The 26,012-nt window shown below is 70.6% G+C and carries 17 protein-coding genes; 12 read left to right on the top strand and 5 right to left on the bottom strand.

Annotation, left to right across the window (positions count from 1 at the left end; all coding sequences use genetic code 11):
* The first annotated feature begins 45 nt into the window (after window positions 1-45).
* Complete coding sequence (locus tag ACQZ13_RS15305; RefSeq protein WP_431045815.1) at window positions 46-834, top strand: SDR family oxidoreductase; 789 nt, start codon at window positions 46-48, stop codon at window positions 832-834.
* A 58-nt stretch (window positions 835-892) separates the two neighbouring features.
* On the opposite strand, the gene ACQZ13_RS15300 is transcribed toward ACQZ13_RS15305, so the two are convergent.
* Together ACQZ13_RS15300 and ACQZ13_RS15295 are read right to left on the bottom strand one after the other, a co-directional pair.
* Entirely contained in the window at window positions 893-2,284 is a 1,392-nt protein-coding gene (locus ACQZ13_RS15300; protein WP_431045813.1) for a sigma-54-dependent transcriptional regulator, read from the bottom strand.
* Window positions 2,281-4,140, bottom strand: a complete 1,860-nt coding sequence (locus ACQZ13_RS15295) for a sensor histidine kinase (RefSeq protein WP_431045811.1) — start codon at window positions 4,138-4,140, stop codon at window positions 2,281-2,283. Before ACQZ13_RS15295 ends, ACQZ13_RS15300 begins: the two co-directional genes overlap by 4 nt.
* A gap of 130 nt (window positions 4,141-4,270) precedes the next feature.
* Between ACQZ13_RS15295 and ACQZ13_RS15290 the strand changes: the two genes are divergently transcribed.
* From ACQZ13_RS15290 to ACQZ13_RS15275, 4 genes are all read left to right on the top strand, one after another.
* Window positions 4,271-4,957: a DUF4166 domain-containing protein gene (locus ACQZ13_RS15290; RefSeq protein ID WP_431045809.1), complete on the top strand. Its 687-nt coding sequence runs from the start codon at window positions 4,271-4,273 to the stop codon at window positions 4,955-4,957.
* A 1-nt stretch (window position 4,958) separates the two neighbouring features.
* A complete protein-coding gene (locus tag ACQZ13_RS15285; RefSeq protein WP_431045807.1) occupies window positions 4,959-6,476 on the top strand; it encodes a TIGR01777 family oxidoreductase in 1,518 nt (505 codons plus the stop codon).
* A 16-nt stretch (window positions 6,477-6,492) separates the two neighbouring features.
* The gene (locus ACQZ13_RS15280) at window positions 6,493-8,307 is read left to right on the top strand and encodes a hypothetical protein (RefSeq protein ID WP_431045805.1); all 1,815 of its coding nucleotides are present in this window, start codon (window positions 6,493-6,495) and stop codon (window positions 8,305-8,307) included.
* Window positions 8,308-8,485: 178 nt separating this feature from the next.
* A complete protein-coding gene (locus ACQZ13_RS15275; protein ID WP_431045803.1) occupies window positions 8,486-10,819 on the top strand; it encodes a di-heme oxidoredictase family protein in 2,334 nt (777 codons plus the stop codon).
* 9 nt (window positions 10,820-10,828) lie between these two features.
* On the opposite strand, the gene norR is transcribed toward ACQZ13_RS15275, so the two are convergent.
* A complete protein-coding gene (gene norR, locus ACQZ13_RS15270) occupies window positions 10,829-12,436 on the bottom strand; it encodes a nitric oxide reductase transcriptional regulator NorR (RefSeq protein WP_431045801.1) in 1,608 nt (535 codons plus the stop codon).
* A gap of 193 nt (window positions 12,437-12,629) precedes the next feature.
* Here norR and hmpA point away from each other — a divergent pair, with 193 nt between their 5' ends.
* A complete protein-coding gene (gene hmpA / locus ACQZ13_RS15265; RefSeq protein WP_431045799.1) occupies window positions 12,630-13,817 on the top strand; it encodes an NO-inducible flavohemoprotein in 1,188 nt (395 codons plus the stop codon).
* 173 nt (window positions 13,818-13,990) lie between these two features.
* A complete protein-coding gene (locus ACQZ13_RS15260; protein ID WP_431045797.1) occupies window positions 13,991-14,824 on the top strand; it encodes an enoyl-CoA hydratase-related protein in 834 nt (277 codons plus the stop codon).
* Between the two features lie 81 nt (window positions 14,825-14,905).
* On the opposite strand, the gene ACQZ13_RS15255 is transcribed toward ACQZ13_RS15260, so the two are convergent.
* Both ACQZ13_RS15255 and ACQZ13_RS15250 read right to left on the bottom strand, forming a co-directional pair.
* On the bottom strand, window positions 14,906-16,786 hold the full coding sequence (locus ACQZ13_RS15255) for a putative bifunctional diguanylate cyclase/phosphodiesterase (RefSeq protein ID WP_431045795.1): 1,881 nt from the start codon (window positions 16,784-16,786) through the stop codon (window positions 14,906-14,908).
* Between the two features lie 131 nt (window positions 16,787-16,917).
* The gene (locus ACQZ13_RS15250) at window positions 16,918-17,847 is read right to left on the bottom strand and encodes a LysR family transcriptional regulator (protein WP_431045793.1); all 930 of its coding nucleotides are present in this window, start codon (window positions 17,845-17,847) and stop codon (window positions 16,918-16,920) included.
* 198 nt (window positions 17,848-18,045) lie between these two features.
* Between ACQZ13_RS15250 and ACQZ13_RS15245 the strand changes: the two genes are divergently transcribed.
* From ACQZ13_RS15245 to yghU, 5 genes are read left to right on the top strand one after another with little or no spacing between them, the layout of a single operon-like run.
* On the top strand, window positions 18,046-19,248 hold the full coding sequence (locus ACQZ13_RS15245) for an efflux RND transporter periplasmic adaptor subunit (protein WP_431045791.1): 1,203 nt from the start codon (window positions 18,046-18,048) through the stop codon (window positions 19,246-19,248).
* Window positions 19,245-22,466, top strand: a complete 3,222-nt coding sequence (locus ACQZ13_RS15240) for an efflux RND transporter permease subunit (RefSeq protein ID WP_431045789.1) — start codon at window positions 19,245-19,247, stop codon at window positions 22,464-22,466. Before ACQZ13_RS15245 ends, ACQZ13_RS15240 begins: the two co-directional genes overlap by 4 nt.
* Window positions 22,463-23,998, top strand: coding sequence for an efflux transporter outer membrane subunit (locus tag ACQZ13_RS15235; RefSeq protein WP_431045787.1), 1,536 nt, complete (start codon window positions 22,463-22,465; stop codon window positions 23,996-23,998). The genes ACQZ13_RS15240 and ACQZ13_RS15235 overlap by 4 nt, the downstream gene beginning before the upstream one ends.
* Window positions 23,986-25,086 carry an NADH:flavin oxidoreductase gene (locus ACQZ13_RS15230; protein ID WP_431045785.1) on the top strand — a complete coding sequence of 367 codons (1,101 nt, stop codon included), beginning with the start codon at window positions 23,986-23,988 and terminating at the stop codon, window positions 25,084-25,086. The genes ACQZ13_RS15235 and ACQZ13_RS15230 overlap by 13 nt, the downstream gene beginning before the upstream one ends.
* A 52-nt stretch (window positions 25,087-25,138) precedes the next feature.
* A complete protein-coding gene (gene yghU, locus ACQZ13_RS15225) occupies window positions 25,139-26,011 on the top strand; it encodes a glutathione-dependent disulfide-bond oxidoreductase (protein ID WP_431045783.1) in 873 nt (290 codons plus the stop codon).
* The last annotated feature ends 1 nt before the right edge of the window (window position 26,012 follow it).

Raw genomic sequence — 26,012 nt, 5'->3', positions numbered from 1 at the left:
GCCATAGTTCATCCCATCAACCACCCCTCTCCGAAAGGAAACGTCATGAGCACCACCACCAACACCGCCGCCAAGACCACCACCAACGGCACGAACGGCGTCCTGGCCGGCAAGGTCGCCTTCATCCACGGCGGCTCGCGCGGCATCGGCGCGGCCTCCGCCCGCCGTCTGGCCCGCGACGGCGCGACCGTCGCGATCGGCTACGCGGCGTCGGCCATCGCCGCCGAAGCGCTGGTCGAAGAGATCAAGGCCTCCGGCGGTCAGGCGATCGCCGTCAAGGCGGACGCCAACGACGCCGCCGCCCTCACCCGCGCCATCGACGGCGTCGCCGACCGCTTCGGCCGACTGGACATCCTCGTCAACAGCGCCGGCGTGCTGGCCGTCGCGCCGCTGGACCAGTTCACGCTGGAGGACTTCGACCGCACGGTCTCGGTCAACGTGCGCTCGGTGTTCGTCGCCACGCAGGCCGCCGCCAAGCACATGCGCGAAGGCGGCCGCATCATCAACATCGGCAGCACCAATGCGCAGCGCATGCCCTTCGCGGGCGGCGCCGTCTACGCGATGAGCAAGTCCGCGCTGGTCGGTCTGGTGAAGGGCCTGGCCCGCGACCTCGGCCCGCGCGGCATCACCGTCAACAACGTGGCCCCCGGCCCGGTCGACACCGACATGAACCCGGCCGACACCGAGTTCGCCGCCGGCCTGCACGGCCTGATGGCCCTGCCGCGTCACGGCAAGGCCGATGAGATCGCCGCGATGGTGGCCTACCTCGCGGGCCCGGAAGCGGCCTTCGTCACCGGCGCCGACCTGCTGATCGACGGCGGCTTCGCGGCCTGAGTCGGGCGTCCTGAGTTCCGCCATCGGCATCCGGTCAGCGCCGGATGCCGATCGCGGCTCACTTCAACCCCAGTCTCCCGAGCTTCTTGATCAGCCCCGCCCGGGAGATCCCCAGCCGCCGGGCGGCCTCGGACTGGTTGCCCTCGGTGGCCTGCATCGCCTCGCTGATGAGCCGGCGCTCCAGCTCCGTCATCGCCTGGTCGAGCAGGCCGCCGCGATCGTCGCCGTCGATGCCCGCGGGCGTCGGCGACGCCGTCACCGGCCCCTCGCCGGCCGCGAGCGACAGCGCCTCGGCATCCACGTCCTGCTGCCCCGGCAGTAGCAACGCCGCCGCGGCATCAACCACTGCCTTCAGTTCGCGCACGTTGCCGGGCCACTCGCGAGCAGTCAGCCACGCCATCGCGCCCGCCGCGATGCCCGCGCCGCGCTGCCGGGCAAAACTCGCCGCCAGCACCGGCACGTCGCCGCGCCGTTCCGCCAGGCCCGGCGTCCGCAGCACCACGCCCTTGAGCCGGTAGTACAGATCCTCGCGGAACTCGCCGGCACGCACCATCGCCTCGAGATCCCGGTGCGTCGCCGCGACCACGCGCACCTCGCTGGTCTTCGTCACGCGACCGCCGACCGGCATGTACGTGCCTTCCTGCAGGAAACGCAGCAGCTTGACCTGCATCGCCGGCGGCATCTCGCCGACCTCGTCGAGGAACAGCGTGCCGCCGCGCGCCACCTCCACCAGGCCCGGCTGATCGCGGTAGGCGCCGGTGAAGCTGCCCTTCATGTGGCCGAAGAGCTCGCTCTCGAGCAGCTCCGCCGACAGCGCGCCGCAGTGCACCGGCACGAAGGGCGCCGCGGCCATCGGACCGTGCTCATGCAGCGCCCGCGCGACCAGTTCCTTGCCGGTGCCCGTCGGTCCGAGCACCAGCACGTTCACGCGCGTCGGCGCGACGCGCCGGATCATCGCCCGCAGCGATTGCAGCGCCGGCGACTGGCCGACCAGCCCCATCGAGTCCTCGCCCTGCTGGCGCCGCAGCTGCGCCAGCTCCGTGTCGAGCCGGCGCTTGCGCAGCGCCCGGTCGACGACGAAACGCAGCAGATCCGGGTCGATCGGCTTGGCCAGGAAGTCCCAGGCGCCGAGGTCCGCCGCACGCAGCGCGAGCTCATGCTCGGCGTGACCGGTGAGCACCACGACCGGCGCGCCGCTGAAGCGCGGGATCAGGGTCAGGCCTTGCTCGGGGTCCATGCTGGGCGGCATCGCCAGGTCCAGCAGCACGAGGTCGGGCTGCTCGCGCGCGAAGGTCGACAGCGCCTCCTCGCCGTCGCCCGCCGTGAGGACCTCGTGCCCCAGGTTGCGCAGGAAACCGCCGCCCAGGCGCTGGAACGCGGCCTCGTCGTCGACGAGCAGGACGCGGCCGTGGATCGGGGACGTCGACGAAGACGTGGAAGAGGAACTCATCGCGGCAACTCCAGCGTGAAACAGGTCGTCCAGGGCGGACGGGACGTCAGCGCGGCGCGCCCGCCGTGCGCCTCGGCGATGCGCGCGACGATCGCCAGTCCCAGTCCGGTGCCGCCCGGGCTGCGCGAGGCGAAGGGTTCGAAGAGACGTTCCCGCAGCTCCTGCGGCACACCGGCGCCGTCGTCGCAGACATGCAGCCGAAGGAGCGCGCCGCCGGGACCGGTGGCCGGCTTGTCGTCCAGCTCGATGTCGATCTCGCAGCCCGCTGCCGACGCGCCGCGCGCGTTCTCGATGAGGTTGATCAGCGCCTGCTCGAGGCGCCTCGGGTCGAGGCTCTCCACCCAGACCTCGCCCGGCCACGCGGCCGACAGGCGAGCGCCGGGCTGGCGGCGGATCACGCCCTCGATCAGGGATCGCAGCTCCACGCGCTCGCGCTGCAGCCGCCAGGGCTTGGCGTAGTCCAGCAGATCGCTGGTGAGGTGCGCGATCCGCGCCACCTGCGCGCCGACCTCCTGGCGCGTCTCCGTCGGCGCCATCGCCACCGCCATGCCGATGATGTTGAGCGGATTGCGGATGTCGTGCGCCACGGTCGCGGCCAGCGCGCCCAGTTCGGCGAGCCGCGCCTGGACCTGGCGGTCACGCTCGCGCGCGGCGGCCTGCTGCGCCTGCTCGACGCGCAGCGCCGCGTCGGCCAGCACGGTCGCGAACAGCTCCGCCACGTGGCGTTGTCCGGGCGGTGCCGCCTCCCACGCCGTCCAGCGCGGCGTCCACGACACGCCGTCGCGATGCATCGTCAGCGCGGGGCGATCCGTCGAAGGCAGTGCGCGATCGGCGGTCTCCACGCCCTCCTCCATGCCCTGCTCGACGCCCTCTTCCACGATCACCGTCACCGACGTGCCCAGGCGACGGCTGAGCAGCGCGGAGGCTTCCGCGCCCAGCCGATCGAGGCTGCCGGCCGCCTGCAGCGTCTCGCGCCAGCGGCCGAGGTCCTGCGCGCTGACCTCGCCGCCCGGGTAGATCAGCCGCTGCACGAAGCGCCGCACCGGTCCGTTCAGCGCCAGGCAGCCGGCGGCGACCGCCAGACCGCTAAGCCAGCGCGACTCGAACGGCAGCACCAGCGGCATCAGCCCGACGATCGCGATGCCCGACGCCAGCAGCAGCGTCCACACCAGCGCCTTGCCGGCCCAGGCGTTCGCGACGAACACGCCGTAGCGCAGGATCCCGTAGACCAGCATCAGCGGATACAGCGGGAAGGCCAGCAGCGGGAACGGATAGACCGGCCAGCGCATCAGCGCGATGGCGTAGCCGCCCAGACAGGCCAGCCCCCACAGGCACGAGGCCGTGACGGCCGCGACCTGACCCCGCGCGGGGCCGCGACCGTCGATGGGCGGTCGCATCAGCGTGCGCAGCAGCACGCCGACGCCGCCCAGCCCGAGCACCACCCACGAGAGGCTGGTGATCACGGCGGCCGGCTCGGCGACGGCCAGGCGGCCCACGTCGGGATGGTCGACGAAATGCGCCGGCCGCAGCACCTGCGACGCCAGCACCGCGACGCCGCCGAGCACGTAGGCCGCGGTGATCCAGCCGCGGCGCAGCGGCGCGCGGCAGAACACCACGCAGAAATGGAAGAACACCGCGGCGGCCAGCGGCGCCGTCGCCAGCACGTGCAGCGAGAACGGCTCGACGCCCGGGCCGAACCAGTTCGGCAGCTCGTTGCCGGAGATCCAGACCGCGATCGCGACCAGGAAGGCCGCCAGCAACCGCCCGCCCGCCACCCGGTCCGCCCAGGCCAGCAGCACGCCCGCCAGCAGCAGCGTCTCGGCCAGCGCCAGCCCCATCGTCACCCGCAGCAGCATGTGTATACGTCGTAGACAGTCGACAGGGCGGAAACTGTATACGACGAACACAGCTGGTGGTTTCGCCCTCAATGGAATCAACGACTTAGACGTGTTTTCAGGGTGGCCCGTTTCTCGCGATAGAGGCAGCATGAACGCCCTCTTCCGCACCCCGCTCCAGCTCCGGTCCCGATTGGCGGCCCTGGTCCCGGCCTCGGCGCCAGCGCCAACGCCGGCACCGGCACCGGCACCGGCCGCCCTCGACCTTCCCGCCCTGATGGGCGCCGAGGCGTGGGCCCGTCTTCCCGCAGCCGTGCAGCGCCGCTTCGGCACCCATGCGGAGCCGGTCTGCTACGCCGGCCGGATGGACCTGCACTGCTCGCGCCTGGGTCGCGTGCTGGCCTGGCTTGCCTGGCCGCTGCGCGGCCCGCTGACGCCCGACTGCGCGAAGGATCTGCCGGTCGAGGTCGCCGTCACGCCCGACGGCCATGGCGGCGTGATCTGGTCCCGCCGGCTGGGTCGCCGGGTCGTCCAGTCGGTCAAGCGCGCGCATCCCGACGGGCCCGGCGTGCTCGAACGCACCCGCGGCGGTCTGGCGATGGCGCTGGACGTCCTGGAGGACGACGGCGCCCTCGTCTTCCAGAGCCGCCATTACCTCTGGTGCCTCGGCCCGGTCCGGCTGCGCCTGCCCGCGCTGCTCAGCCCGGGCCAATGCCGCGTCGAGCACCGCGACCTCGGCGCCGGCCGCTTCCGCTTCACCCTGACCATGACCCACGCCCGCTGGGGCCAGACCTTTCAACAGACCGGCGAGTTCATCGACCCGGTCCAGGAGTCCTGATATGCACATCCTCGATGCCGTCCTGATCGCCCAGGCGCTGCTGGGCGCGTTCGACAACCTCTGGCACCACGAATGGGCCGCGCGGCTGCCGCATCGCCGCGGCGCGCGGCGCGAGCTCGCGCTGCACGCGGGGCGCGAGGCGCTCTACGGCGCCCTCTTCCTCGGCCTGGCCTGGTGGTCGTGGCACGGCACGCTCGCCCTGGCCGTCGCCGCCGTGCTGGCCGTGGAGGTGGTCATCACGCTGACCGACTTCCTCGAAGAGGACCGCACCCGTCAACTGCCGCCCTTCGAGCGCTGGCTGCACACGGTGCTGACGGTGAGCTACGGACTGTTCCTCGGCCTGATGGGACCGCGCCTGATCGAGTGGTGGCAGCAGCCGACGGCGCTGGCGCCCGCGGGACGGGGTCTGGTCTCCTGGGTCTTCACGGCGATGGCTGTCGCCGTCTGGGCATGGAGCCTGCGGAACGCACTGGCCGTGCGGCGTCTGGGCCGCGAGGCCGAGGCGCTGCGCGAGGAGTCCGCGCTGCCGCCCGCACCGCGCCATGCGTCGGCGGTGCTGATCACCGGCGCGACCGGCTTCGTCGGCCAGGCGCTGGTACGGCGGCTGCGCGCGCAAGGTCGTCGCCTGATCGTGCTGTCGCGGGATCCGAAGCAGGCGCGGCTGCAGTTCGGGACGGACATCGCCGTCGTCGGTTCGCTCGACGAGATCGCCGCCGAGACCCGCATCGAGGCCTTCGTCCACCTCGCCGGCGCGCGTGTGCTCGGTCGCCCATGGACCCGCGCCCGTCGGGGCGAACTGATGGAAAGCCGCACCCGCCTGACCGAGCAGCTCCATCGTCTGGTGCGTCGCCTGGAGCGTCCGCCGGCGGTGCTGGTGGCCGCCTCGGCAGTCGGCTTCTACGGCGCGCCGGAATCCGGTGTGGTCTGCGACGAGCGCTCGCCCGCGCAGCGCGGCGTGTTCCAGTCCGACCTCTGCGCGGCCATCGAGCACGAGGCGATGCGCATGGAGACCGTCGGCATGCGCGTCGTGCGGCTGCGCTTCGGCGTGATCCTCGGTCGCGAGGACGGCGCGTATCCGATGCAGGCCCTGGCGGCCCGTTTCGGACTCGCCGCGCGACTGGGCGACGGTCGCCAGCCGGTGCCGTGGATCCACCGGGACGATGCCGTCGGCTTCATCGACTGGGCGCTGCGACGCCCCGACCTGCGCGGCGCCGTCAACGCCGTGGCGCCCGACCTGTGCGACCAGGCGGCGTTCTCCACGGCGCTGGCCGCCTCCTTCGGACGTCGAGCCTGGATGCGGATGCCGGCGGCGCCGCTGCGCGCACTCGCGGGCGAGATGTCGACCTTGTTGCTGGACGGTCAACGTGTCGTGCCGCGCATCGCCCTGGCGAGCGCCTATCCCTACCGCTTCGCGACGCTCGCGGCGGCGCTGCGCGACCTCGCTTCGCATCCCGACGCACCGGTTCGGATGCGGCCCTCCGACGAGGGACGCACTGCCGACGATGCCGCCTCGATGTAACGGCATTCAAGGCGTCATGAGCAGCACCATCCCCACCGCACGCGCGATCACCGTCCCTCCTCCGTCGGCCGACACGCTGAGCGGGCCCTCGAGCGGAACACTCTCCGGACCGCAGTCGGGCTCGCAGACGCCGACGCAGACCACGCCGGCCGCCGCCGATCCGCAGCTCAAGCCGCCTTCGAGCGAACACATCCTGCCCGGCCTGTCCTCGCGGCGCTCGTCGCTGGGCAGCGTGAAGCAGGAGGGCGGCGCCGACAGCGAGCCGGTCCGCTCGCGCCCCTCCAGCCCGCCGCGCCAGACGGCGCCCAAGGTGCTCAGCCGGACGTCCTCGACGAACAGCACCGGCGGCCCCGGCCGCTCGGCCGACGGGCAGGAGCACATCCCCATGACGCCGCTGGGCGGCAATCCCAACGGCAGCAGCAGCTCGCTGTCCAGCGACGCGCAGCGTCCGGTCGGCGCCGCGCCCGGCGGCGCGCCGTCCATCACCGAGCAGCGCCGCTCCTCGGCCACCGAGACGGAACATTCGTCCGCGCTGCCGCACCAGCCGCGCGACGAGATCACCGAGCTGACGCGCGGCATGCCGGGCGCCTTCGAACCGCGGCTCCGCGCCGAACCCGAGGCCGGCCCGCGTGCGCCGGCCGGCCTGTTGTCGCTGCACGCCGAGAGCGTGCCGAGACCGCGCGACGTGAACCCGCGCATCGACCTCGGCGCGCTCGCGCAGAAGCTGCCCGACGACGTCACCGGCTGCGTGGCCTACATGCTCAGCGCGATGCGCCAGAGCCGCGACGACATCCCCGCGTTGGAGACGCTGGCCAAGCAGCAGACCGCGGTGCTCGAGTCGCGCGGCATCCGCACCCGCGACGACTTCGTCGCCGTGCTCCAGCAGGTGCAGTGGCGCGACCAGGGCACGGCGATGATGCACGGCATGGCCTCGGCCAGCGGCTTCAACCTCGGCAGCCTGCCGGTGAACCTGAAGGTGGCCGACCTGACCCTGGCCGGCCTGATGAAGACCATGCCGCAGCTGCCGGTCGCCGTGCCGGCGCTCATCACCGGCGCGGTGATGGGCCTGGCGCTGTCGATGCTGGACGTCGCCTCCGGCGCCGCCGCCGGCAAGACCTTCCACGACGCCTACTTCACCCGCCCGCCGGGCGAGCAGCTGGCCAATCAGCTGCCCGACCACCTCGCCAACGCGAACCCGCCCACCAAGACCAGCCTGGCGAAGGACAACTCGGCGGCGGCGGGCCTGAGCTACGGCGCGGCGCGCAACGGCGCGATCCGCGTGCCGTTGATGGTCGGACTGGAACTCGCCGGGAAACCGGAGGTGCGGGCCAAGGTCGACGGGCTGGTCGATCCGCTGCTGGGCCTGCCGGTGGGCGGCGGCGGCATGCGCATCGCCAAGAACAGCTTCGACGTCACCGCCGGACGCGCGGGCTTCCAGCACTTCCTGGCGCGCGAGGACCTGGGCGACTGCATCGCCCACCTGCAGAAGCCGGGCTCGGAGCAGGTCCTCAGCGCCCTGGCGCGCTTCGGCACCCACGCCGTCAACCTCAAGCAGACCTTCCCTGAAGCGCTGGCCGACACCTTCGCCAGCAAGGTCGGCTACACCTCGCACGGCATCCTCGGCGCCGGCTTCGCCGGCCTGACCGCCATGGTCGCGAGCCTCCCGGCGACGCTGCAGAAGGATCACGGCCTCAGCGAGACGGCGGCCAACATCACGACCCAGTCGCTGAAGTTCGTCGTGCTGCAGGCGCTCTATCACGTGTGGGGCGGTGCCCTCGGCGCGGTCGGCGGCCCCAAGGCGCCGGATCCGGCGGCGGTGTCACACGCCTGATGGACGCCTGACCCGCCCCCGCATCCCTCCTCCGGGGTGCGGCGGCGCATCAATTCGTCACACATTTAAACTTGCCGACCGGCAAATCAAACGAGGACACTCCCTGCGCCTGACCCTCGGATGAGGGACACACACACCACCAATCGCACCAAGACCAACAGGCACGGGAGGGACTGACATGATGGGCAAGGCGTTCGTCCGTGCCCTGCTGGGCAGCGCCTTGCTGACCGCCTGCGTCGGCGGCGGCAACGGCTTCAGCGGACAGCACGGGAGCAGCCTCCGGTTCGCCGCGGGCCACGGAACAGGCGACGACACCGCCGTCGGCACGGACATCGGGCCGGACGACACGACGACGACCTCACCCTTCCTCCTGGCCGCCGAGGGCGCGACGCCGACGCCGCTCTTCGAGCCGCAATCGCCGATCGAGACGCTGCAGTTCACGCTGCCGGACGGCACCCTGGTCACGCGCTTCGGCAACCGCGCCGTGGGTCGCCACGGTCGCGAGCGCGGCGAGGAGTGGAACGAGGCCGGCCAGGGGCCCAACGAGACCGTCGACGAGGCCGGGAAACCGGTCGACAAGGGCCGCGGCGCCTACCTGGGCTTCGTCCCGAACTCCTTCAGGAACCGCACCTGGGGCCTGGAGATCGTCGACGACAGCCGCGTCCCCGGCGTGACCCGGCCCACGCTGAAGGTCAACACCTACAACCCGTCGGTGGACTTCCTGCCGGGCGGCACGGCGTTCTTCCGCGCCTTCGACCGCGTCGGCGTGACCGGCTACGGCTGGATGGACAACGGCACGCTGCTCGACGGGACGGGATCGGTCTGCAAGCCGGTGGGCTATCCGGCCGGCGGCAAGTCCGGCGTCGACCATTGCACGGTCGTGGTGAAGGAGTACCCGGGCCACGTGGGCCTGGGCCAGGACGGCTTCCCGGACGGCAGCGTCGTGGGCGCGCGGGCGCTGAAGATCGGCGATCCGGTCGAGGTGGCGCCGTCGATGTTCTCGACCTTGACGTCGATGCGGGGCCGCGGCGACGCCGGCGGCATCCGCTACTTCGCGGGCGAATGGCTCTATGTCGTCGGGCAAGGCCTGACCCCCTGGCACGGCGTCCAGCCGCGCCTGAACAGCGCGCCGCTGCCGGAGTCCACCCTGTCGGGCGGCCTCGGCTCCGTCTCGTACAACTATTCGGACGAAGGCTTCCGGATGTTCCAGCAGCCGGTGGGCAACATCGGCATGCAGGACATGCAGCGCTTCGTCGACGGCCGGCGCACGGCCCACAGCAGTTTCGTCACCGGCGCGCACGACGAGGCCGGCAACGACCCGATGCCCGCCGTCGCCGACCTGGCGGGCAAGCGCTTCAACGCGGCGTCCTGCGTGCAGTGCCACACCAACAACGGCCGCAGCCCGGCGCCGTTCATGGTGGACCAGCGCCTGGAGGGCATGGCCTTCCACGTGGCCGTCAGAGGGGACGACGGCAGGATCCGTCCGGATCCGCGTTACGGCTCGGCCATCCTGATGAACGCGGCGTCGGCGTCCGGCGCGACGCAGGACGGCGGCAACGCGGTCAAGGTCGCGGGCTTCGAGACCCGCGCCGTCACGCTGGCCGACGGCACGACGGTCGAGCTGCGCAAGGCGAAGTTCGCCTTCGCGGGTCCGACGCCGGAACTCTGGTCCGCGCGCGCCGCGCAGCCGCTGATCGGCGTGGGCCTGCTGGAGGCGGTGCCCGAGGAGGACATCCTGGCCCGCGTGCGGACGAAACCGGACGCCGACGGCGTCCGGGGCCGGGCCAACTTCAGCGTCGATCCGGAAACGGGCGCGACACGGCTGGGCCGCTTCGGCTGGAAGGCGGGCAAGTCCAGCCTCCGGCACCAGGTGGCCGCGGCGCTGCTGAACGACATGTCGGTGACCTCGTCGGTGTTCCCCAACCGCAGCTGCGCGATGGACCCGGCGGGTTGCCGCACGGCCCCGCCGCAGACGGGCATCGCGGAGACCGACCTGGTCGCCCTGACGCAGTACATGCAGCTGCTGGCCGTGCCGGCGCAGCGCAGCCTGGCGAGCGGCTTCCCGAAGGGGGTCGCGCCGATGGAGGAGCACCGCGTAGATCCGGTCCAGGTGGCGGCCGGCCGCAAGGTCTTCGACGCGCTGCGCTGCGCGGCCTGCCACACGGCGGAGATGAAGACGGGCAGCCACCACCCGTTCGCGGAACTGCGCGACCAGACCATCCGGCCCTTCACCGACCTGCTGCTGCACGACATGGGCCCGGGCCTGGCGGACAGCCTGCCGGAGGGGCGCGCACCGGGCAGGATGTGGCGCACCTCGGCGCTGTGGGGCATCGGCTACACCGAGAAGGTGGCGCAGTGGACGCCGGTCGGCTACCTGCACGACGGGCGCGCGCGCAACCTCACCGAAGCCATCCTGTGGCACGGCGGCGAGGCCGAGAAGTCGCGGCAGCGCTTCGAGAAGTTGTCGACGGCGGAACGGGAGGCGCTGCTGGCCTGGTTGCGGTCGCTGTAGACGCCGGACTCAGTCCCTGGTGGTCACGCCGAGGCGCCTGGCCAGCCGCAGGAAATTGCTGCGGTCCATGCCCGCCTCGCGCGCGGCGGCGGCCATCGCGCCGCCGTTGCGTCGCAGGGCGTCCTCGATCCATCGCCGCTGGAAGCGCTCAGTGGCCTCGCGCAGGCCGACGCCCGCACCGGCACCCGCATCGGCATCAACACCGGCTTTGCTCGAGGAGTCGACGTCGACACCGACGTCCACATTGAGGTCTGCGTCTGCGCTGGAGCGGGAGCCGGCGACGACGGCTGCGGCGACTGAAGGTCGCTGCGACGCCGGCGTATCAACGGGCGGCGAAGCCAATCCCAGATGCCCCGGCTCGATGGCGATCCACCGCCCTCCCCGGCCCGCCGACGACAAGGCGCGCAGCGCGGCGCGGCTGATCAGGTGTTCCAGCTCGCGCACGTTGCCGGGCCAGTCGTGACCCAGCAGCGCCTGCGAGGCCGCGGGCGAAAGCCGCAGGTTGCGCGCGCCCAGCCGGTGCTGGTTCTCCTCCAGGAAGCCGCCGGCCAACGCCAGCACGTCGCGGCCGCGCTCGCGCAGCGGCGGCACGCGCAGCGGGTAGACCGACAGCCGGTGGTAGAGGTCGGCGCGGAAGCGGCCGCGCGCCACCTCCTCGCGCAGGTCGCGGTTGGTCGCGGCGATCACGCGGACGTCGACCTTCTGCACGCGGTCGCTGCCGGGCCGCTGCACGTCGCCGCTCTGCAGCACGCGCAGCAGCTTGGCCTGCACCGGCAGGGGCAGCTCGCCGACTTCGTCCAGCAGCAGCGTGCCGCCGTCGGCCAGCTCGAACTTGCCGCTGCGGTCGGCGATCGCGCCGGTGAACGCGCCGCGCTTGTGGCCGAAGAGCTCGCTGTCCGCCAGCGTCTCGGGCAGCGCCGCGCAGTTGATCTGCACCAGCGGTCGATCGCGCCGCGCGGATCGCGCATGCAGCCGCTCCGCGACCAGCTCCTTGCCGACGCCGGTCTCGCCGAGGACCAGCACCGTGAGATCGGATCCCGCGACGGTGTCGATCTCCTCGCGCAGACGGACCATCGCGGCGCTGCGACCGAGCAGCTCCCGCGATCCGCCGCGTGAGGCGGCGCGCGCCAGCGCCTGTTCCTGCTCGGCGCGCCGGGCCATCTCGGCGATGGTTTCCTCGGCGGCGATGCCGGTCTCCAGCAGGCGGACGATGCCTTGCAGCCGCGCGTCGTCGACGCCGTCGAATGCGCGCGGGTCCAGCGCGTCCAAGGTCACCAGTCCCCAGATGCGGCCGTCGACGCGCAACGGCGCGCCCATGCAGTCGTGCACCGCTTCGAGCTCCTGCTGGTGCTCCAGCAGCCCGTCGTACGGATCGGGCAGACCCGCGTCCGCCGCGAAACGCAGCCCCTTCCCGCTGGCCAGCAGCCGCGCCAGGCGCGGATGCGCCGCCACGGGAAAGCGCCGCCCGAGGGCTTCCTCGGCCAGCCCGTCGACAGCCACCGGCTGCAGCACCGCCGCGGCTTCGTCGGGCATCAACCGCAGCAGCGCCGCAGCGTCGCAGGGGACCAGGCCGCGCACGGCGGCCAGCAGTTGGCGGTAGCGGGAATCTGGCGTCATTTCGACCTGACCGTTGTCAATCCGACACCGGCGCATCTTCGGTCATTTCGACCTCAATGGCGAATCCATGCGAGTCAAGAGCATTCGACTCATTGAAAATCAATCAGTTAGGAGCGACTCTGAAAGCTGCCGGCGCTGGCACGGATCGTGAGTAGGAAAGACCATCCACAACGAATCCGGAGTAGAGAAGCTCATGTTCAAGCCTCAGACCATCGCCCTGATCCAGGCCACGGTGCCGCTGCTGAAGTCGCGCGGCGAAGACATCACGCGGCACTTCTACCGCGCGATGCTGACCGACCATCCGGAGCTGAAGGCCTTCTTCAACGAGGCGCACCAGGCCGAGGGCACGCAGGCCCGCGCGCTGGCCGGCGCGGTGCTGGCGTATGCGAGCCACATTGACCGCGTCCATGAACTCGCCCCCGCCCTGCCCCGCATCATCCAGAAGCACGTGGCGCTGGGCGTGCAGCCGGCGCACTACCCGATCGTCGGCGCCTGCCTGCTGGATGCCATCCGCGAGGTGCTGGGCGCGGACGTCGCCACCGACGAGATCATCGCGGCCTGGGCCGAAGCGTACGGCGCGCTCGCGCAGTTGCTGATCGACGCCGAGGAGCAGGTCTACGCCGCCACCGCCGCACTGCCCGGCGGCTGGCGCGGACAGCGCGCCATGGTCGTCGCGCGCAAGGAGCGCGAGAGCGAGCTGATCACCTCCTTCTATCTGCAGCCGGTCGACGGCGGGCCGCTGCCGCCCTTCCAGCCGGGTCAATACCTGACCCTGGTCCTGCACATCGCCGGCAGGACGGTGCGCCGCAACTACTCGCTGTCGGACGCGCCGGGCAAGGCCTGGTACCGCGTCAGCATCAAGCGCGAGGACGGCGGGCTGGTGTCCAACTGGATGCACGACACGGCCGAGGTCGGCACGCGCCTGGACGTCCAGGCGCCGGCGGGCGAGTTCACGCTCGACGCCGCGGCGACGCGGCCGCTGGTGCTGGTGACCGGCGGCGTAGGCATCACGCCGGCGATGGCGATGCTGGAATCGACGGCGGCCAGCGGCCGGCCCATCCGCTTCATCCACGCGGCGCGCCACGGCGGCGTGCATGCGTTCCGGGAACGCGTGGACCTGCTCGCGGCGACGCACGGGAACGTCGAGGCGCTCTACGTCTACGACGCGCCGCGCGACGGCGACGAGCCGCACGAGGTCGGCTACGTCACCGATGCGCTGCTCGCGCGTCACCTGCCGGAGGACCGCGACGTCGACCTCTACCTGCTCGGCCCCAAGCCCTTCATGCAGGCGGTCTACCGGGCGGGCCGCTCGCTGGGCATCCCGACGACGCAGCTCCGCTACGAGTTCTTCGGTCCGGCCGAGGAACTGGTCGGCGCCTGACGGGAAGTCACGGCGCCTGGAAGCGCCTGAGAGCCCTCTCCAATCGGCATCGGGCGTCGCGTCCTTGACGCGGCGCCCGACGGTCTCCCGCTAGCATCGTCCGATCCCCTGCCCGGCCGCGAGACCCATCGAGCCGGCGACAGGGACGACAGGAACGATCCAAGGAGACACGAATGGACTGCCTCACCCTGAGCGAAGAAGCCGGCGTCGGCCACCTGGTGCTGAACCGGCCCGATGCGATGAACACGATGTCGCCGCAGCTGTGGCGCGAGCTGGAGACGGTGCTCGAGCAGCTCCATCGCAGCCCGACGCTGCGGGCGCTGGTGATCTCGTCGACGGGCAGGCACTTCAGCGCGGGGATGTCGCTGGAGGTGTTCCAGAACGGCGGCATCCAGCTCGACGATCGCAGCGCCGAGGGCCGTGCGGCCATCGTGGACCTGCTGGCCGACATGCAGCAGGCGTTCAACCGGCTCGACGAGCTGCGCGTGCCGACGATCGCGGCGATCCAGGGCGGCTGCATCGGCGGCGCGGTGGACCTGGTGGCGGCCTGCGACATCCGCTATGCGGAGACCGGCGCGTTCTTCTGCATCCAGGAGATCAACATCGGCATGGTGGCCGACCTGGGCACGCTGCAGCGCCTGCCCAAGCTGGTGCCGCTGGGCGTGGTCAAGGAACTGGCCTACACCGGTCGCCGCATGCCGGCGGCGCGGGCGCAGGCCGTGGGCCTGGTGAACGACGTCTTCGCGACGCAGGCGGAATGCGTGGAAGCCGCGCTGCAATGCGCGCGCGAGATCGCGCAGAAGCCGCCGGTGGCCGTCTGGGGCAGCAAGCAGGCGATCCACTACGCGCGCGACCACGGCGTCAAGGACAGCCTCCAGCAGATGGGCTGGCTGCAGGCAGCGATCTGGCAGAACAGGAATCTGATGGAAGCGTTCGCGGCCGCGCAGGCCAAGCGGCCGACGGCCTTCCCGGATCTGGCGGCGTTGAAGTTTTTCCGGGAAGGTTGAGCGCCATCCGCGCCGTCCGTGCGATCGGCGCGACGTCGCTCAACGTCCGCCAGGCCCGCCGCGCCCTCCGCCGGCGCCTCGTCAGAAATTCGTCGCCGCGAACTTGACTTCCAGGCCGGTCAGCGTGGCCACGGCCTGGGCGCAATACTCGCCGCGGTCGGTTTCGCGCCGCAGCATCGCCTCGAGCTCGGTCGCGGGCACGCCCGGGCTGTACAGGAAGCCCTGCAGCAGATCGCATCCCAGGGCGCCCAGCACGCGCTCCTGCGCGTCCGTCTCCACGCCTTCGGCGACCACCTTGAGCCGCAGCGTGCGCGCCATCTGCACGATGGCGTGGGCGATCGCGCGATCTTCGGTGCCCTCGGCAATGCCGCGCACGAAGCTGCGGTCGATCTTGAGCGTGTCGACCGGGAAGCTGCGCAGTTGCGACAGCGACGAGTAGCCCGTGCCGAAGTCGTCCACCGCCAGACGCACGCCGCGCGTCTTGAGCGCCCGCAGCATCGCGACGGTCCGGCCGCCGTCCTGCATCAGCATGCTTTCGGTGATCTCGAATTCCAGCCGCGTCGGATCGATGCCGCTGTGCGCGATCGCCTCGTCGATGTCGGCGAGCATCGAGGGATCGCGGAACTGGGCCGGCGACAGGTTGATCGCCATGCCGATGGCGGGCAGCCCCGCGTCTTGCCAGGCGACCAGCTGCTCGCAGGCCTGGCGCATCACCCAGCGTCCCATCGGCACGACCAGGCCGGTTTCCTCCGCGATCGGGACGAACTTCGCAGGCGGGATGCTGCCCAGCTGAGGATGCTTCCAGCGCACCAGCGCCTCGACGCCTTCGATCAATCCCGTGTGCGCCGAGACCTTGGGCTGGTAGTGGACGGACAGCGACTCCGACTCGACGGCCTGGCGCAGCGCGGCCTCGAAAGCCAGACGCTCGACGGAATGGCGGTTGAGGTCCTCGGCGTAGAGCTTGAACGTGCCGCCGCCGTCCTCCTTGGCGTTGTGCATCGCGATGTCGGCGTGCCGCATCAGCGTCTCTTCGTTGCCGCCGTCCTTGGGACAGAGCGCCACGCCGACGCTGGCGCTCAGGCGCAGTTCGTTGCCGCGGATGCGGCACGGCGCGCCCAGCACGTCGATCAACTGGCGCGCGGTCGCGCCCAGTGCCGCCGGGTCGAGCTCGTCCACCAGCATGGCGAATTCGTCGCCGCCCAGGCGCACGACCACGCGATGTGCGCCGACGGCGGTCTGCAGACGTTCGCCGAGCAGGCGCAGGAGCTCGTCGCCGACGACGTGGCCGAGCGAATCGTTGACGTTGCGGAAGCGGTCCAAGCCCAGCATCAGCAGCGCAAAGCCGCGATCCGACGCCGTGGCCCAGGCGATCTGCTGGCGCAGCAACCGCGACAGCGATGCGCGATTGGCCAGACCCGTCACGGGATCGGTGAAGGCCAGGCGCTCGACCTGGGCGGCGGCCTCCTTCGCCATCGCGCTTTCCAGGCGCAGCTCGAACGTGGTCCGTTCCAGGGTCTCGGCCATGGCGTTGAAGGCGCGACCCAATGCAGCGACCTCGGCGGTGCCTTGCGGGATCAGTCGGGTGCCGAAGCGGCCTTCCGCGAAGGCGTCCACGCCGGCGTGCAGGTCTTCGATGGAGGTGGAGAGCCGGCGCGCCCATCGCGTGCCGACCAGGGCGACCAGCAGCATCACCGCCAGTCCGGTCAGCGCGATCAGCGCGATCGCATGCGGCGCGAGGTGGCGCGCTTCGGCCGGCGCGACGTTCTCCAACGATTGCCATTGGAGGCTCACGGCGGCGCCGGTGATCAGCGCCACCGCCGCGCAAGCGCAGAGGACCAGGCCCAGCAGCTTGCGCTGGATCCCGTCGGCGGGACCGGCAAGCGGCCACCAGCGCCGGGGCGCCGTGCCGGTGGACAAGGTCGGCAGTCCGGGGAGGATCGGGGTCTGGGCGTTTGACGGCATGGCGGTACTCCGCAAGGGGGCCAGGCAAAGGACAGCCCATTGTTTCGGGCGGTCCCCGGCCTCGCCAGTGGCGGATATCGACAGCCTGCGTCGGCAAAGTGCTGACAGCGACCCCGGGCGGGCCCTCCAGGTCAGTCGCGCAACGCGGCGGCGCGCCAGCCGACCTCGGCCTCGCGCACGACGCCGCCCACCCAGTCCACGAAGGCCCGTACCGTCGGCGAGAGGTGCCGGTTCTTCGGGTAGAGGACCGACAGCGGCACGGCCGGCGAGGGATAGCGCGTCAGCACGCGCTGCAGGCGGCCGCTGAGCAGGTGCGGCTGCACCATGTAGCTGCCGGCGCGGATGAGCCCCAGGCCCTCGAGCGCGCAGGCCACGTAGGCATCGGTGTCGTTGACCACCAGGCCTTCCGGCACGCGGATGAAGCGGTCCTCGTCATCGATGACGAAATGCCAGGGGAGCGTTCGCGCCGTCCGGCTCGACAGGTAGCCCACGGCGTGATGGTTCTGGAGGTCCTCCAGCGAGGATGGCGTGCCGTGCCGTGCCAGGTATTGCGGCGACGCGCAGGTCACCCAGTCGAAGGCGCCGATGCGCCGCGCCACCAGCGTCGGCGAGTCCTCCGGCGTCCCCGCGCGGATGACGCAGTCGATCCCTTCCTGCACCAGCTCCACGGTGCGGTCCGCCACGGTCAGCGTGAGTTCGACGTCGGGGAACTTCGACTGGAACTGCTCGATCGCCGGCAGCACCACCAGGCGCGCCAGCGACAGCGTCATGTCCACGCGCAAGCGTCCGCGCGGCCGCCCGGCGCTGCCGGGGAAGCCCGCTTCGACGGCCTCGATGTCCGCCAGCAGACGCCGGCAATGGTCGTAGTAGGTCGTGCCGTCCGGGGTCAGGCTGATGTGCCGCGTGGTCCGCTGAAGCAGACGCACCCCCAGGAAGGCCTCCAGCTCCTTGACCGCGCGCGTCACCCGCGAGGGCGGCAGCGAAAGACTTTCCGCGGCCCTGCCGAAGCTGTGCATCTCGACGACGCGCGCAAAGATCTGCATCGATTGGAGCCGGTCCATGAGGTCTCTCCGTGTGCTGGATTTCTTCTTCGATCTGGAACAAGCAGCAGGGCCTTCACCACCGGATTTACTGGGAATACGGTGATTTTCTCGACACCATAATTCCATCTGAGGCAATAAATATAGCCAGTTTCAGATCTGGATGCGAGGGCGACAGCCGCGCAGACTCCGGCCCATGTTCCAAGCCGAGTCCCTCGTATGACCTCCCTCAAGAAGCATCCCCTGGCGATCGCCACGGCCGCCATGGCGCTACTCGGCGCCGGCGGCATCCTCTGGCATCACGCCCCTGAAGCCCACGCTGAGGCCGCCGCGCCACTGCCCGTCGTCAAGGTCCGGCCCGCCGCCTTGCGCCAGGTGTCCGACACCCAGGACTACACCGGTCGTCTGGAAGCCGTCGAGCAGGTCGACGTGCGGCCCAAGGTGCCCGGCACCCTGCTCTCGGTGCACTTCAAGGACGGGCAGCAGGTCCGTCAGGGCGACCTGCTCTTCACCATCGATCCGGCGCCCTTCGAGACCCAGGTCCGGCAGGCGCAGGCCGACCTCGTCGGTGCCGAGGAGCGTCAACGCCTGGCCGATCTGGAACTGGCCCGGGGCAAGCGGCTGCTGGAATCGGAGTCGATCGCGCGTCGCGAGTTCGACACGCTCGACAACGCGTCGCGCCAGGCGGCCGCGTCCCTCAAGGGCGCGCAGGCGGCACTGGCCCGTGCGCAATTGCAGCTGAGCTACACGCAGGTGCGGGCGCCCATCGCCGGCCGGCTCTCTCGCGCCGAGATCACGGCGGGCAACGTCGTGGGCGCTGGCGGTGACGCCGCGCCGCTCACGCGCATCGTGTCGGACGGCAAGCTCTATGCGTCCTTCCATGTCGATGAGCAGAGCTATCTCCGGCTGATCGCCCCGGCCCTGCGCACGGGCGCGCGCCCGCTCGTCAAGGTCGGTCTGGCGAGCGACGCCGGCTACCCGCATGCGGCGATCGTCGAGGCACTCGACAACCAGATGGACATCCGCTCGGGCACGGTGCGCGTGCGGGCGCGGCTGGAGCACGTGGACGTCGAGATGCTTCCGGGCCTGCAGGCACGGATCCGCCTTCAAGGCGCGGCGCCGTACAACGCCGTGGTCGTCGACGACGCGGTCGTCGGCACGGACCAGGACCGCAAGTACGTGCTGATCGTCAACGCGCAGGACAAGGTCGAGCGCCGCCCGGTCGAGCTCGGCGCGCTCCAGGGCCGCGAGCGCGTGCTGCGCAGCGGCGTGGAAGCCGGATCCCGGGTCATCGTGGACGGCGCGTTCCGCGTGACGCCGGGCGCCGCGGTGAACGCGCAGGCCGCCGAGCCGCTCAAGCCCGCCGAAGCGTCCAAGGTCTCCAAGGCGTCTGTCGGCGCCGCGGTAGGAGACCGGTCATGAACATCTCGAAGTTCTTCATCGACCGGCCGATCTTCGCCTGCGTGCTGTCGGCGCTGATCCTCCTCGGGGGGATCGTGTCGGCGCTGCACATGCCGGTGTCGGAGTACCCGCAGGTGATCCCGCCGTCGGTGGTGGTGCACGCGCAGTACCCGGGCGCCAACGCCAAGACCATCGCCGAGACCGTGGCCGCGCCGCTGGAGCAGGCCATCAACGGCGTGGAGGACATGCTGTACATGGACTCCAAGTCCGCCGGCGACGGCCACCTCTACACGACGGTGACCTTCAAGCTGGGCACCGATCCGGACAAGGCGCAGCAGTTCGTGCAGACGCGGGTGTCGCAGGCGCAGGCGCGTCTGCCCGAGGACGTCCAGCGGCTGGGGGTCACGGCGGTCAAGAACTCGCCCGTGATCACGATCGCGGTGCACATGGTCTCGCCCAAGGGGACCTACGACAACAACTACATCAGCAACTACGCGATCCTCCATGTGAAGGACCGCCTCGCCCGCATCCCGGGCGTGGGCGACGTCGTGATCTGGGGACCCGGCGGCTATGCGATGCGCGTGTGGCTGGATCCCGCGGCACTGGCCCAGCGCGGCCTGAGCGCCAATGACGTTGCGGATGCGATCCGTCGCCAGAACATCCAGGCGGCGGTGGGCTCGATCGGCAGCGCGCCGGCGACGTCCGACGCGGCCTTCCAGCTCAGCGTCAACGCCGACGGCCGCCTCAAGACGCCCGAGGAGTTCAAGGGCATCGTCATCAAGTCCGACGCCCGCGGCGCGATCACGCGCCTGGGCGACGTGGCCCGCGTGGAACTTGGCGCCGAGGACTACGGCATCCGCGCCACGCTGGACAACGCGCCGTCCGTGGCGGTGGCCGTGCAGGAGGCGCCAGGCGCGAACTCGCTGCAGATCTCGCGCGAGGTCCATCGCACGATGGAGGCGCTCAAGAAGGACTTCCCCGAGGACGTCGCGTACCGCGTCGTCTACGAACCCAGCCGCGCCATCCAGACCGGCATCGACGCGGTCGTGAAGACGCTGCTGGAGTCCATCGCGCTGGTGGTGCTGGTGGTGTTCGTCTTCCTGCAGACCTGGCGCGCCTCGCTGATCCCGCTGCTGGCGGTGCCCATCTCCATCATCGGCACCTTCACCTTCCTGTACCTGGCGGGGTACTCGATCAACACGCTGTCGCTGTTCGGACTGGTCGTGGCCATCGGCATCGTCGTCGACGACGCCATCGTGGTCGTGGAGAACGTCGAGCGCAACATCGCCCGCGGCCTGACGCCGCGTGAGGCGACCTACCAGGCGATGCGCGAGGTCAGCGGTCCCATCATCGCGATCGCGCTGACGCTGTCCGCGGTGTTCCTGCCGCTGGCCTTCCTCAGCGGCCTGACGGGCGAGTTCTACAAGCAGTTCGCCATCACCATCGCCATCTCGACGCTGATCTCGGCGGTGAATTCGCTGACCCTGTCGCCGGCGCTCTCGGCCCTGCTGCTGAAGTCCCATGGCGACAAGCCCGACGCGCTCACGCGCGGCATGCACAAGGTGTTCGGACGCTTCTTCGGGCGCTTCAACCGGGCCTTCGACCGCGCCTCGGAAGGCTACGGCGGCGGCATCGGACGGATGCTGAAGCACAAGGGCGCGATGCTGGGCGTGTACGGCGTCCTGCTGGCGGGCACCTGGTGGCTCACCGACCACGTGCCCGGCGGCTTCGTGCCGGCGCAGGACAAGGAGTACCTCGTCAGCCTGGCGCAGTTGCCGGAAGGCGCCACGCTGGACCGCACCGAGGCCACGATCCACCGCATGGACGCGATCGCGCTCAAGCATCCCGCCGTGATGGCCACGTCCGGCTACGCGGGCCTGTCGATCAACGGCGTGACGAAGAGCTCGAGCACCGCCCTGTCCTTCGTGCTGCTCAAGCCCTTCAAGGATCGGCCCGGCATCAGCGCCGACCAGGTCGCGGCCGATCTGCGCCGCGAATACGCGAGCATCGGTCATGCCTTCACGGGCGTGTTCCCCGCGCCGCCGGTCTTCGGGCTGGGGACGACGGGCGGCTTCAAGCTGCAGATCGAGGACCGCGCCGACCTCGGCTATGAGGCGCTGTACGCGGCCACGCAGGCCTTCATCAAGAAGGCGTCCGAGGCGCCGGAGCTGAGCCCGCTGTACACGACCTACACGGTCAACGTGCCGCAGCTCAAGCTCGACATCGACCGCACCAAGGCACAGCAGCTGGGGGTGGACACGCCGGCGGTGTTCGACACGCTGCAGGCCTACCTGGGCTCGTACTACGTCAACGACTTCAACTTCCTGGGCCGCGTCTACCAGGTGCGGATGCAGGCGGACAGCCGCTTCCGCGCCACACCCGACGACATCGGCCAGCTGCACGTGCGCAGCGACTCGGGGCAGATGGTCCCGATCGCGTCGATCGCGACGGTGAGCCAGACCTACGGTCCCGACCAGGTCCAGCGCTACAACGGCTTCACCTCGGCCGACGTCAACGGCGCGCCCGCGCCCGGGTACTCGTCGGACCAGGCGATGGCGGCGATCGAACGCATCGCGGCGGAAACGCTGCCGCCCGGCATGGGCTACGAATGGACCGAGCTGACCTACCAGCAGATCATCGCGGGCAACAGCGCCGTGTGGATCCTGCCGCTGTGCGTGCTGCTCGTGTTCTTCGTGCTGGCCGCGCAGTACGAGAGCCTGACGCTGCCCTTCGCGATCATCCTCATCATCCCGATGAGCGTGTTCTCCGCGCTGCTGGGCGTGTGGCTCACCCATGGGGACAACAACATCTTCACGCAGATCGGTCTCATCGTGCTGGTGGGGCTGGCGTCGAAGAACGCGATCCTGATCGTGGAGTTCGCGCGTGAGCTGGAGATGGCGGGCATGTCCACGGTCAAGGCCGTGATCGAAGCCAGCCGTCTGCGACTGCGCCCCATCCTCATGACCTCGCTTGCTTTCATCATGGGCGTCATCCCGCTGGTGCTCTCCACCGGTGCGGGCGCGGAGATGCGCCAGGCCATGGGCATCTCGGTGTTCTTCGGGATGCTGGGCGTGACCCTCTTCGGGCTGTTCCTGACGCCGCTGTTCTACGTGGTCGTCCGACGGCTCAGCGGCGGCAAGCCCCTGCATTCGGCCGTGCATCACGACGCGCCGGCCATCGTTCCCCATCACACCGATCCCCATCACCCAGCGCTCCAGCAGCCGGAGGGACAAGCATGAACCGACTTCTCATGACGAGCCGTCGTCCGGCTCGATGGATGCTGCGCGCCGTGGCCCTCGGGGTGGGCGTCTTCATCCTCACCGCGTGCGCCGTCACGCCGACGGAGCAGCGACCTGAGCTGAACCTGCCCACGCGCTTCGTCGAAGCGGACCGCGGCGCAGGTGCCGAGGCCAACGCAGGCGCCAACGCGGGCGCAGGTGCCACGCTGAAGGCGGCCGAGGAACCCGGCCGCTGGCATCCCGCGGAGCCTGCGGATCAACAGACGCCCTCGCCCTGGTGGACCGTGTTCGGGGATCCGGTGCTGGTGCGTCTCGAAGAGGAAGCGCTCAAGGCCAATCCCGACGTCGCCATCGCGATGGCGCGGCTCAAGCAGTCCCGGGCGCTCACGGCCCGCAGCGAATCCGCACGCGCGCCGACGGTGGACGCGGGCTTCGGACCGACCCGTCAACGCATCTCGGGTGCCGCCGCGGGACGGGGCGACGACGCGCCGGGATCGACGCAGACCCTGTGGCGCGCGCAGGCCTCGGTCGCGTACGAGGTGGATCTCTTCGGAAAGGTTTCAGCCGGCGTGGCCGCCGCACGCGCCGACGCTGCTCAGCAGCAGGCGCTTTCGCATCAGATGCTGCTGCTGGTCCAGGCCGACGTGGCCCGGACCTACCTCAGCCTGCGTCAGCTGGAAGGCGAGCGGCGGCTGCTGCGCGAGACGGTGAGCCTGCGGGAAGACGCGATCCGGCTGCTGGAGCGCAAGCAAGGCGTCGGCGCGGTGGCGCGGCACGTGGTCGATCAGGCGCGCACGGAGCTGTTCGCGGCCCAGGCCGAGCACGTGGCCGTCGATCAGCAGCACGCGTTGACGTCTCATGCGCTGGCGACCCTGCTCGGCAAGGCGCCTGCGGACTTCGCGCTGGAGGCGACTCCGCTGACGCAGCTGTCCGTGCAACTGCCGGCAGGGCTGCCCTCGACCCTGCTGGAGCGTCGCCCCGACATCGCGGCCGCGGAACGCGCCATGGCGGCGGAGAACGCCCGCATCGGCGTGGCCAAGGCCGCGTTCTTCCCATCGCTGACGCTCACGGGCTCGCTCGGCTACGAGTCCTCCGACCTGGGCAACCTGGGTCGCTGGTCGCAACGCACCTTCCTGCTGGGGCCCCTGGTCGGGACCGCGCTGAGCCTGCCCGTCTTCGACGGCGGACGTCGTCGCGCCGACGTGGACCGCGCTAGCGCTCGTTACGAGGAACAGGTGGCCGTCTATCGGAAGACGGTGCTGCAGGCGTTCCGCGAAGTCGAGGACGCGCTCGTCTCAATGCGGACCGTGGATGAGCGTCTCGGCCATCTGCGCGGCGCGGAGGAAGCGTCGACGAACGTGGCCCGCTCCGCGAGGTCCCGATTCGCCGAGGGCGATGTCGACTACCTCATCGTCGTCGACGCCGAGCGGACGCTGCTGCGCCACCGCCAGTCGCGGCTCCAGTCCGAAGGCGAACGGGCCCGGGCGACGGTGGATCTGGTCCGCGCGCTCGGCGGCGGATGGGAGCTCTGATGCCAGTGTCCACCCTCTTTGAACCCCTGTCGCTCCTGCACGGGCCGGCCATGAGGAACCGCTTCATGCTGGCGCCGCTCACCAACCAGCAGAGCGAGCTGGACGGCACGCCGTCGGAGTTCGACCTCGATTGGATCGATCAAGTCTCGCAAGGCGGTTATGCCCTCATCCAGACGGGCGCCGCAACGGTCGAAGCAAGCGGCATCGCCTTTGAACGTCAACTGGGGATTCACGACGATTCGCAGTTGGCGGCGCTGACCCACATGGCCGATTCGCTACGCGCGGGCGGCGGTCTCTCCGCGGTGCAGCTGCATCACGCGGGCCATCGCGCCAATCCGTTGATCGGCGGCGTCCCTTCCCCGGCCTCGACCGGGACACTGGACGGCATCCACGGTCTCAAGACGGACCAGGTCGAGCGCATCCGCGACAGCTTCATCGAAGCCGCCAAGCGCGCCGAACGCGCAGGCTTCGACGGCGTTGCGCTGCACGGTGCGTTCGGCTGGATCCTGTCCGAGTTCATGTCCCCGGCCTTGAACCGGCGCGGCGACGCCTACGGCGGCAGCGTGGAGAACCGCGCGCGACTCACGATCGAAGTCCTGGAGGGCATCCGCAAAGCCACCGGTCCCGACTTCCAGATCGGCTGGCGGCTGTCTGTGGAGCGCTATGGTCTGCGGCTCGAAGAGCTGCGCGAGATCACCGCCCACATCCTCGATCGCGAGCTGATCGACTACCTGGACCTCGCGCTCTGGGATTCGCGTCAGATCGTCCGCGAGGGGTCGTTCCTCGGGAAGACGATGCTGAGTGTCTTCACCGGCATCCCCCGCAAGGGCGTGCGCGTCGGCGCGGCGGGCCGCGTGATGAGCGCTCAACGCGCGGCGGAGCTCCTGGACGAGGGCTGCGACTTCGTCCTGATCGGTCGCGCCGGCATCCTGCAGCGGGACTTTCCGCTGCAGGTCGCGGCCGACCCGCATTACGACAGTCCCGCGCTGCCGGTGACGGCGCAGTTCCTGCGCGCCGGCGGATTGAGCGAGCGCTTCATCGATCACATGCGAGGCTGGCCGGCGTTCGTCCTGCCGGGCAGCGTCTGATGTCATCCCCCTACTCTCCTCGTTTCCTCCTCATTTCCTCAAGGAGCACGCCATGAGCGACACCCCTGAAGAGAACCAGCCGGCCGGCTACGTGCCGCCCAAGGTCTGGGCGCCCAAGCAGACTTACGGGCATTCCTTCGCGACGATCAACAGCGCGACCTCCGGCGCGCGCTTCGAGCGCGACTTGCCCGTCGGCGGACATCCGCTGCAGCTGTATTCGCAAGGCACGCCCAACGGGCAGAAGGTCACCATCCTGCTGGAGGAGCTGCTGGCGGCCGGCCACACCGACGCCGAGTACGACGCCTGGTTGATCGACGTCTTCAAGGGCGACCAGTTCGGGAGCGGCTTCGTCGGGGTCAATCCGAATTCGAAGATCCCCGCGCTGGTGGACCGTTCGATGGATCCGGCGATCAACGTCTTCGAGAGCGGATCCATCCTGGTCTATCTCGCGGAGAAGTTCGGCGCCTTCCTGCCGACGGATCTCCGCGCCCGGACGGCGACCTTCAACTGGCTGATGTGGCAGATGGGCGCCGCGCCCTTCGTCGGCGGCGGCCTGGGCCACTTCTTCGCCTATGCGCCCTTCAAGATCGAGTACGCGATCGATCGCTACGCGATGGAGACCAAGCGCCAACTCCACGTGCTGGACACGCATCTGGCCACGCACGAGTACGTTGCCGGCGGCGAGTACACGATCGCCGACATGGCGGTGTGGCCGTGGTATCCGACCAGCCTCTTCAACTACGGCGCCCAGGAGTTCCTCGCCGTGGAGGACTATCCCCACCTGCTGCGCTGGCAGAAGGCCATCGCGGCTCGCCCCGCCGTCGCCAGAGGTCGCGTCGTCAACCGGATCAACGGCAAGTCGGGCGAATGCCTGCGGGAGCGGCATTCGGCGGCGGATCTGGATGCGTTGGGGCTGGTCCGTTGAT

This window comes from Roseateles sp. L2-2 (genome assembly GCF_050613215.1).
GTDB classification, from domain to species: domain Bacteria; phylum Pseudomonadota; class Gammaproteobacteria; order Burkholderiales; family Burkholderiaceae_C; genus Roseateles; species Roseateles noduli.
Note: the sequence above shows the minus strand (reverse complement) of the source record. Positions and strands in the feature narration are given on the sequence as shown.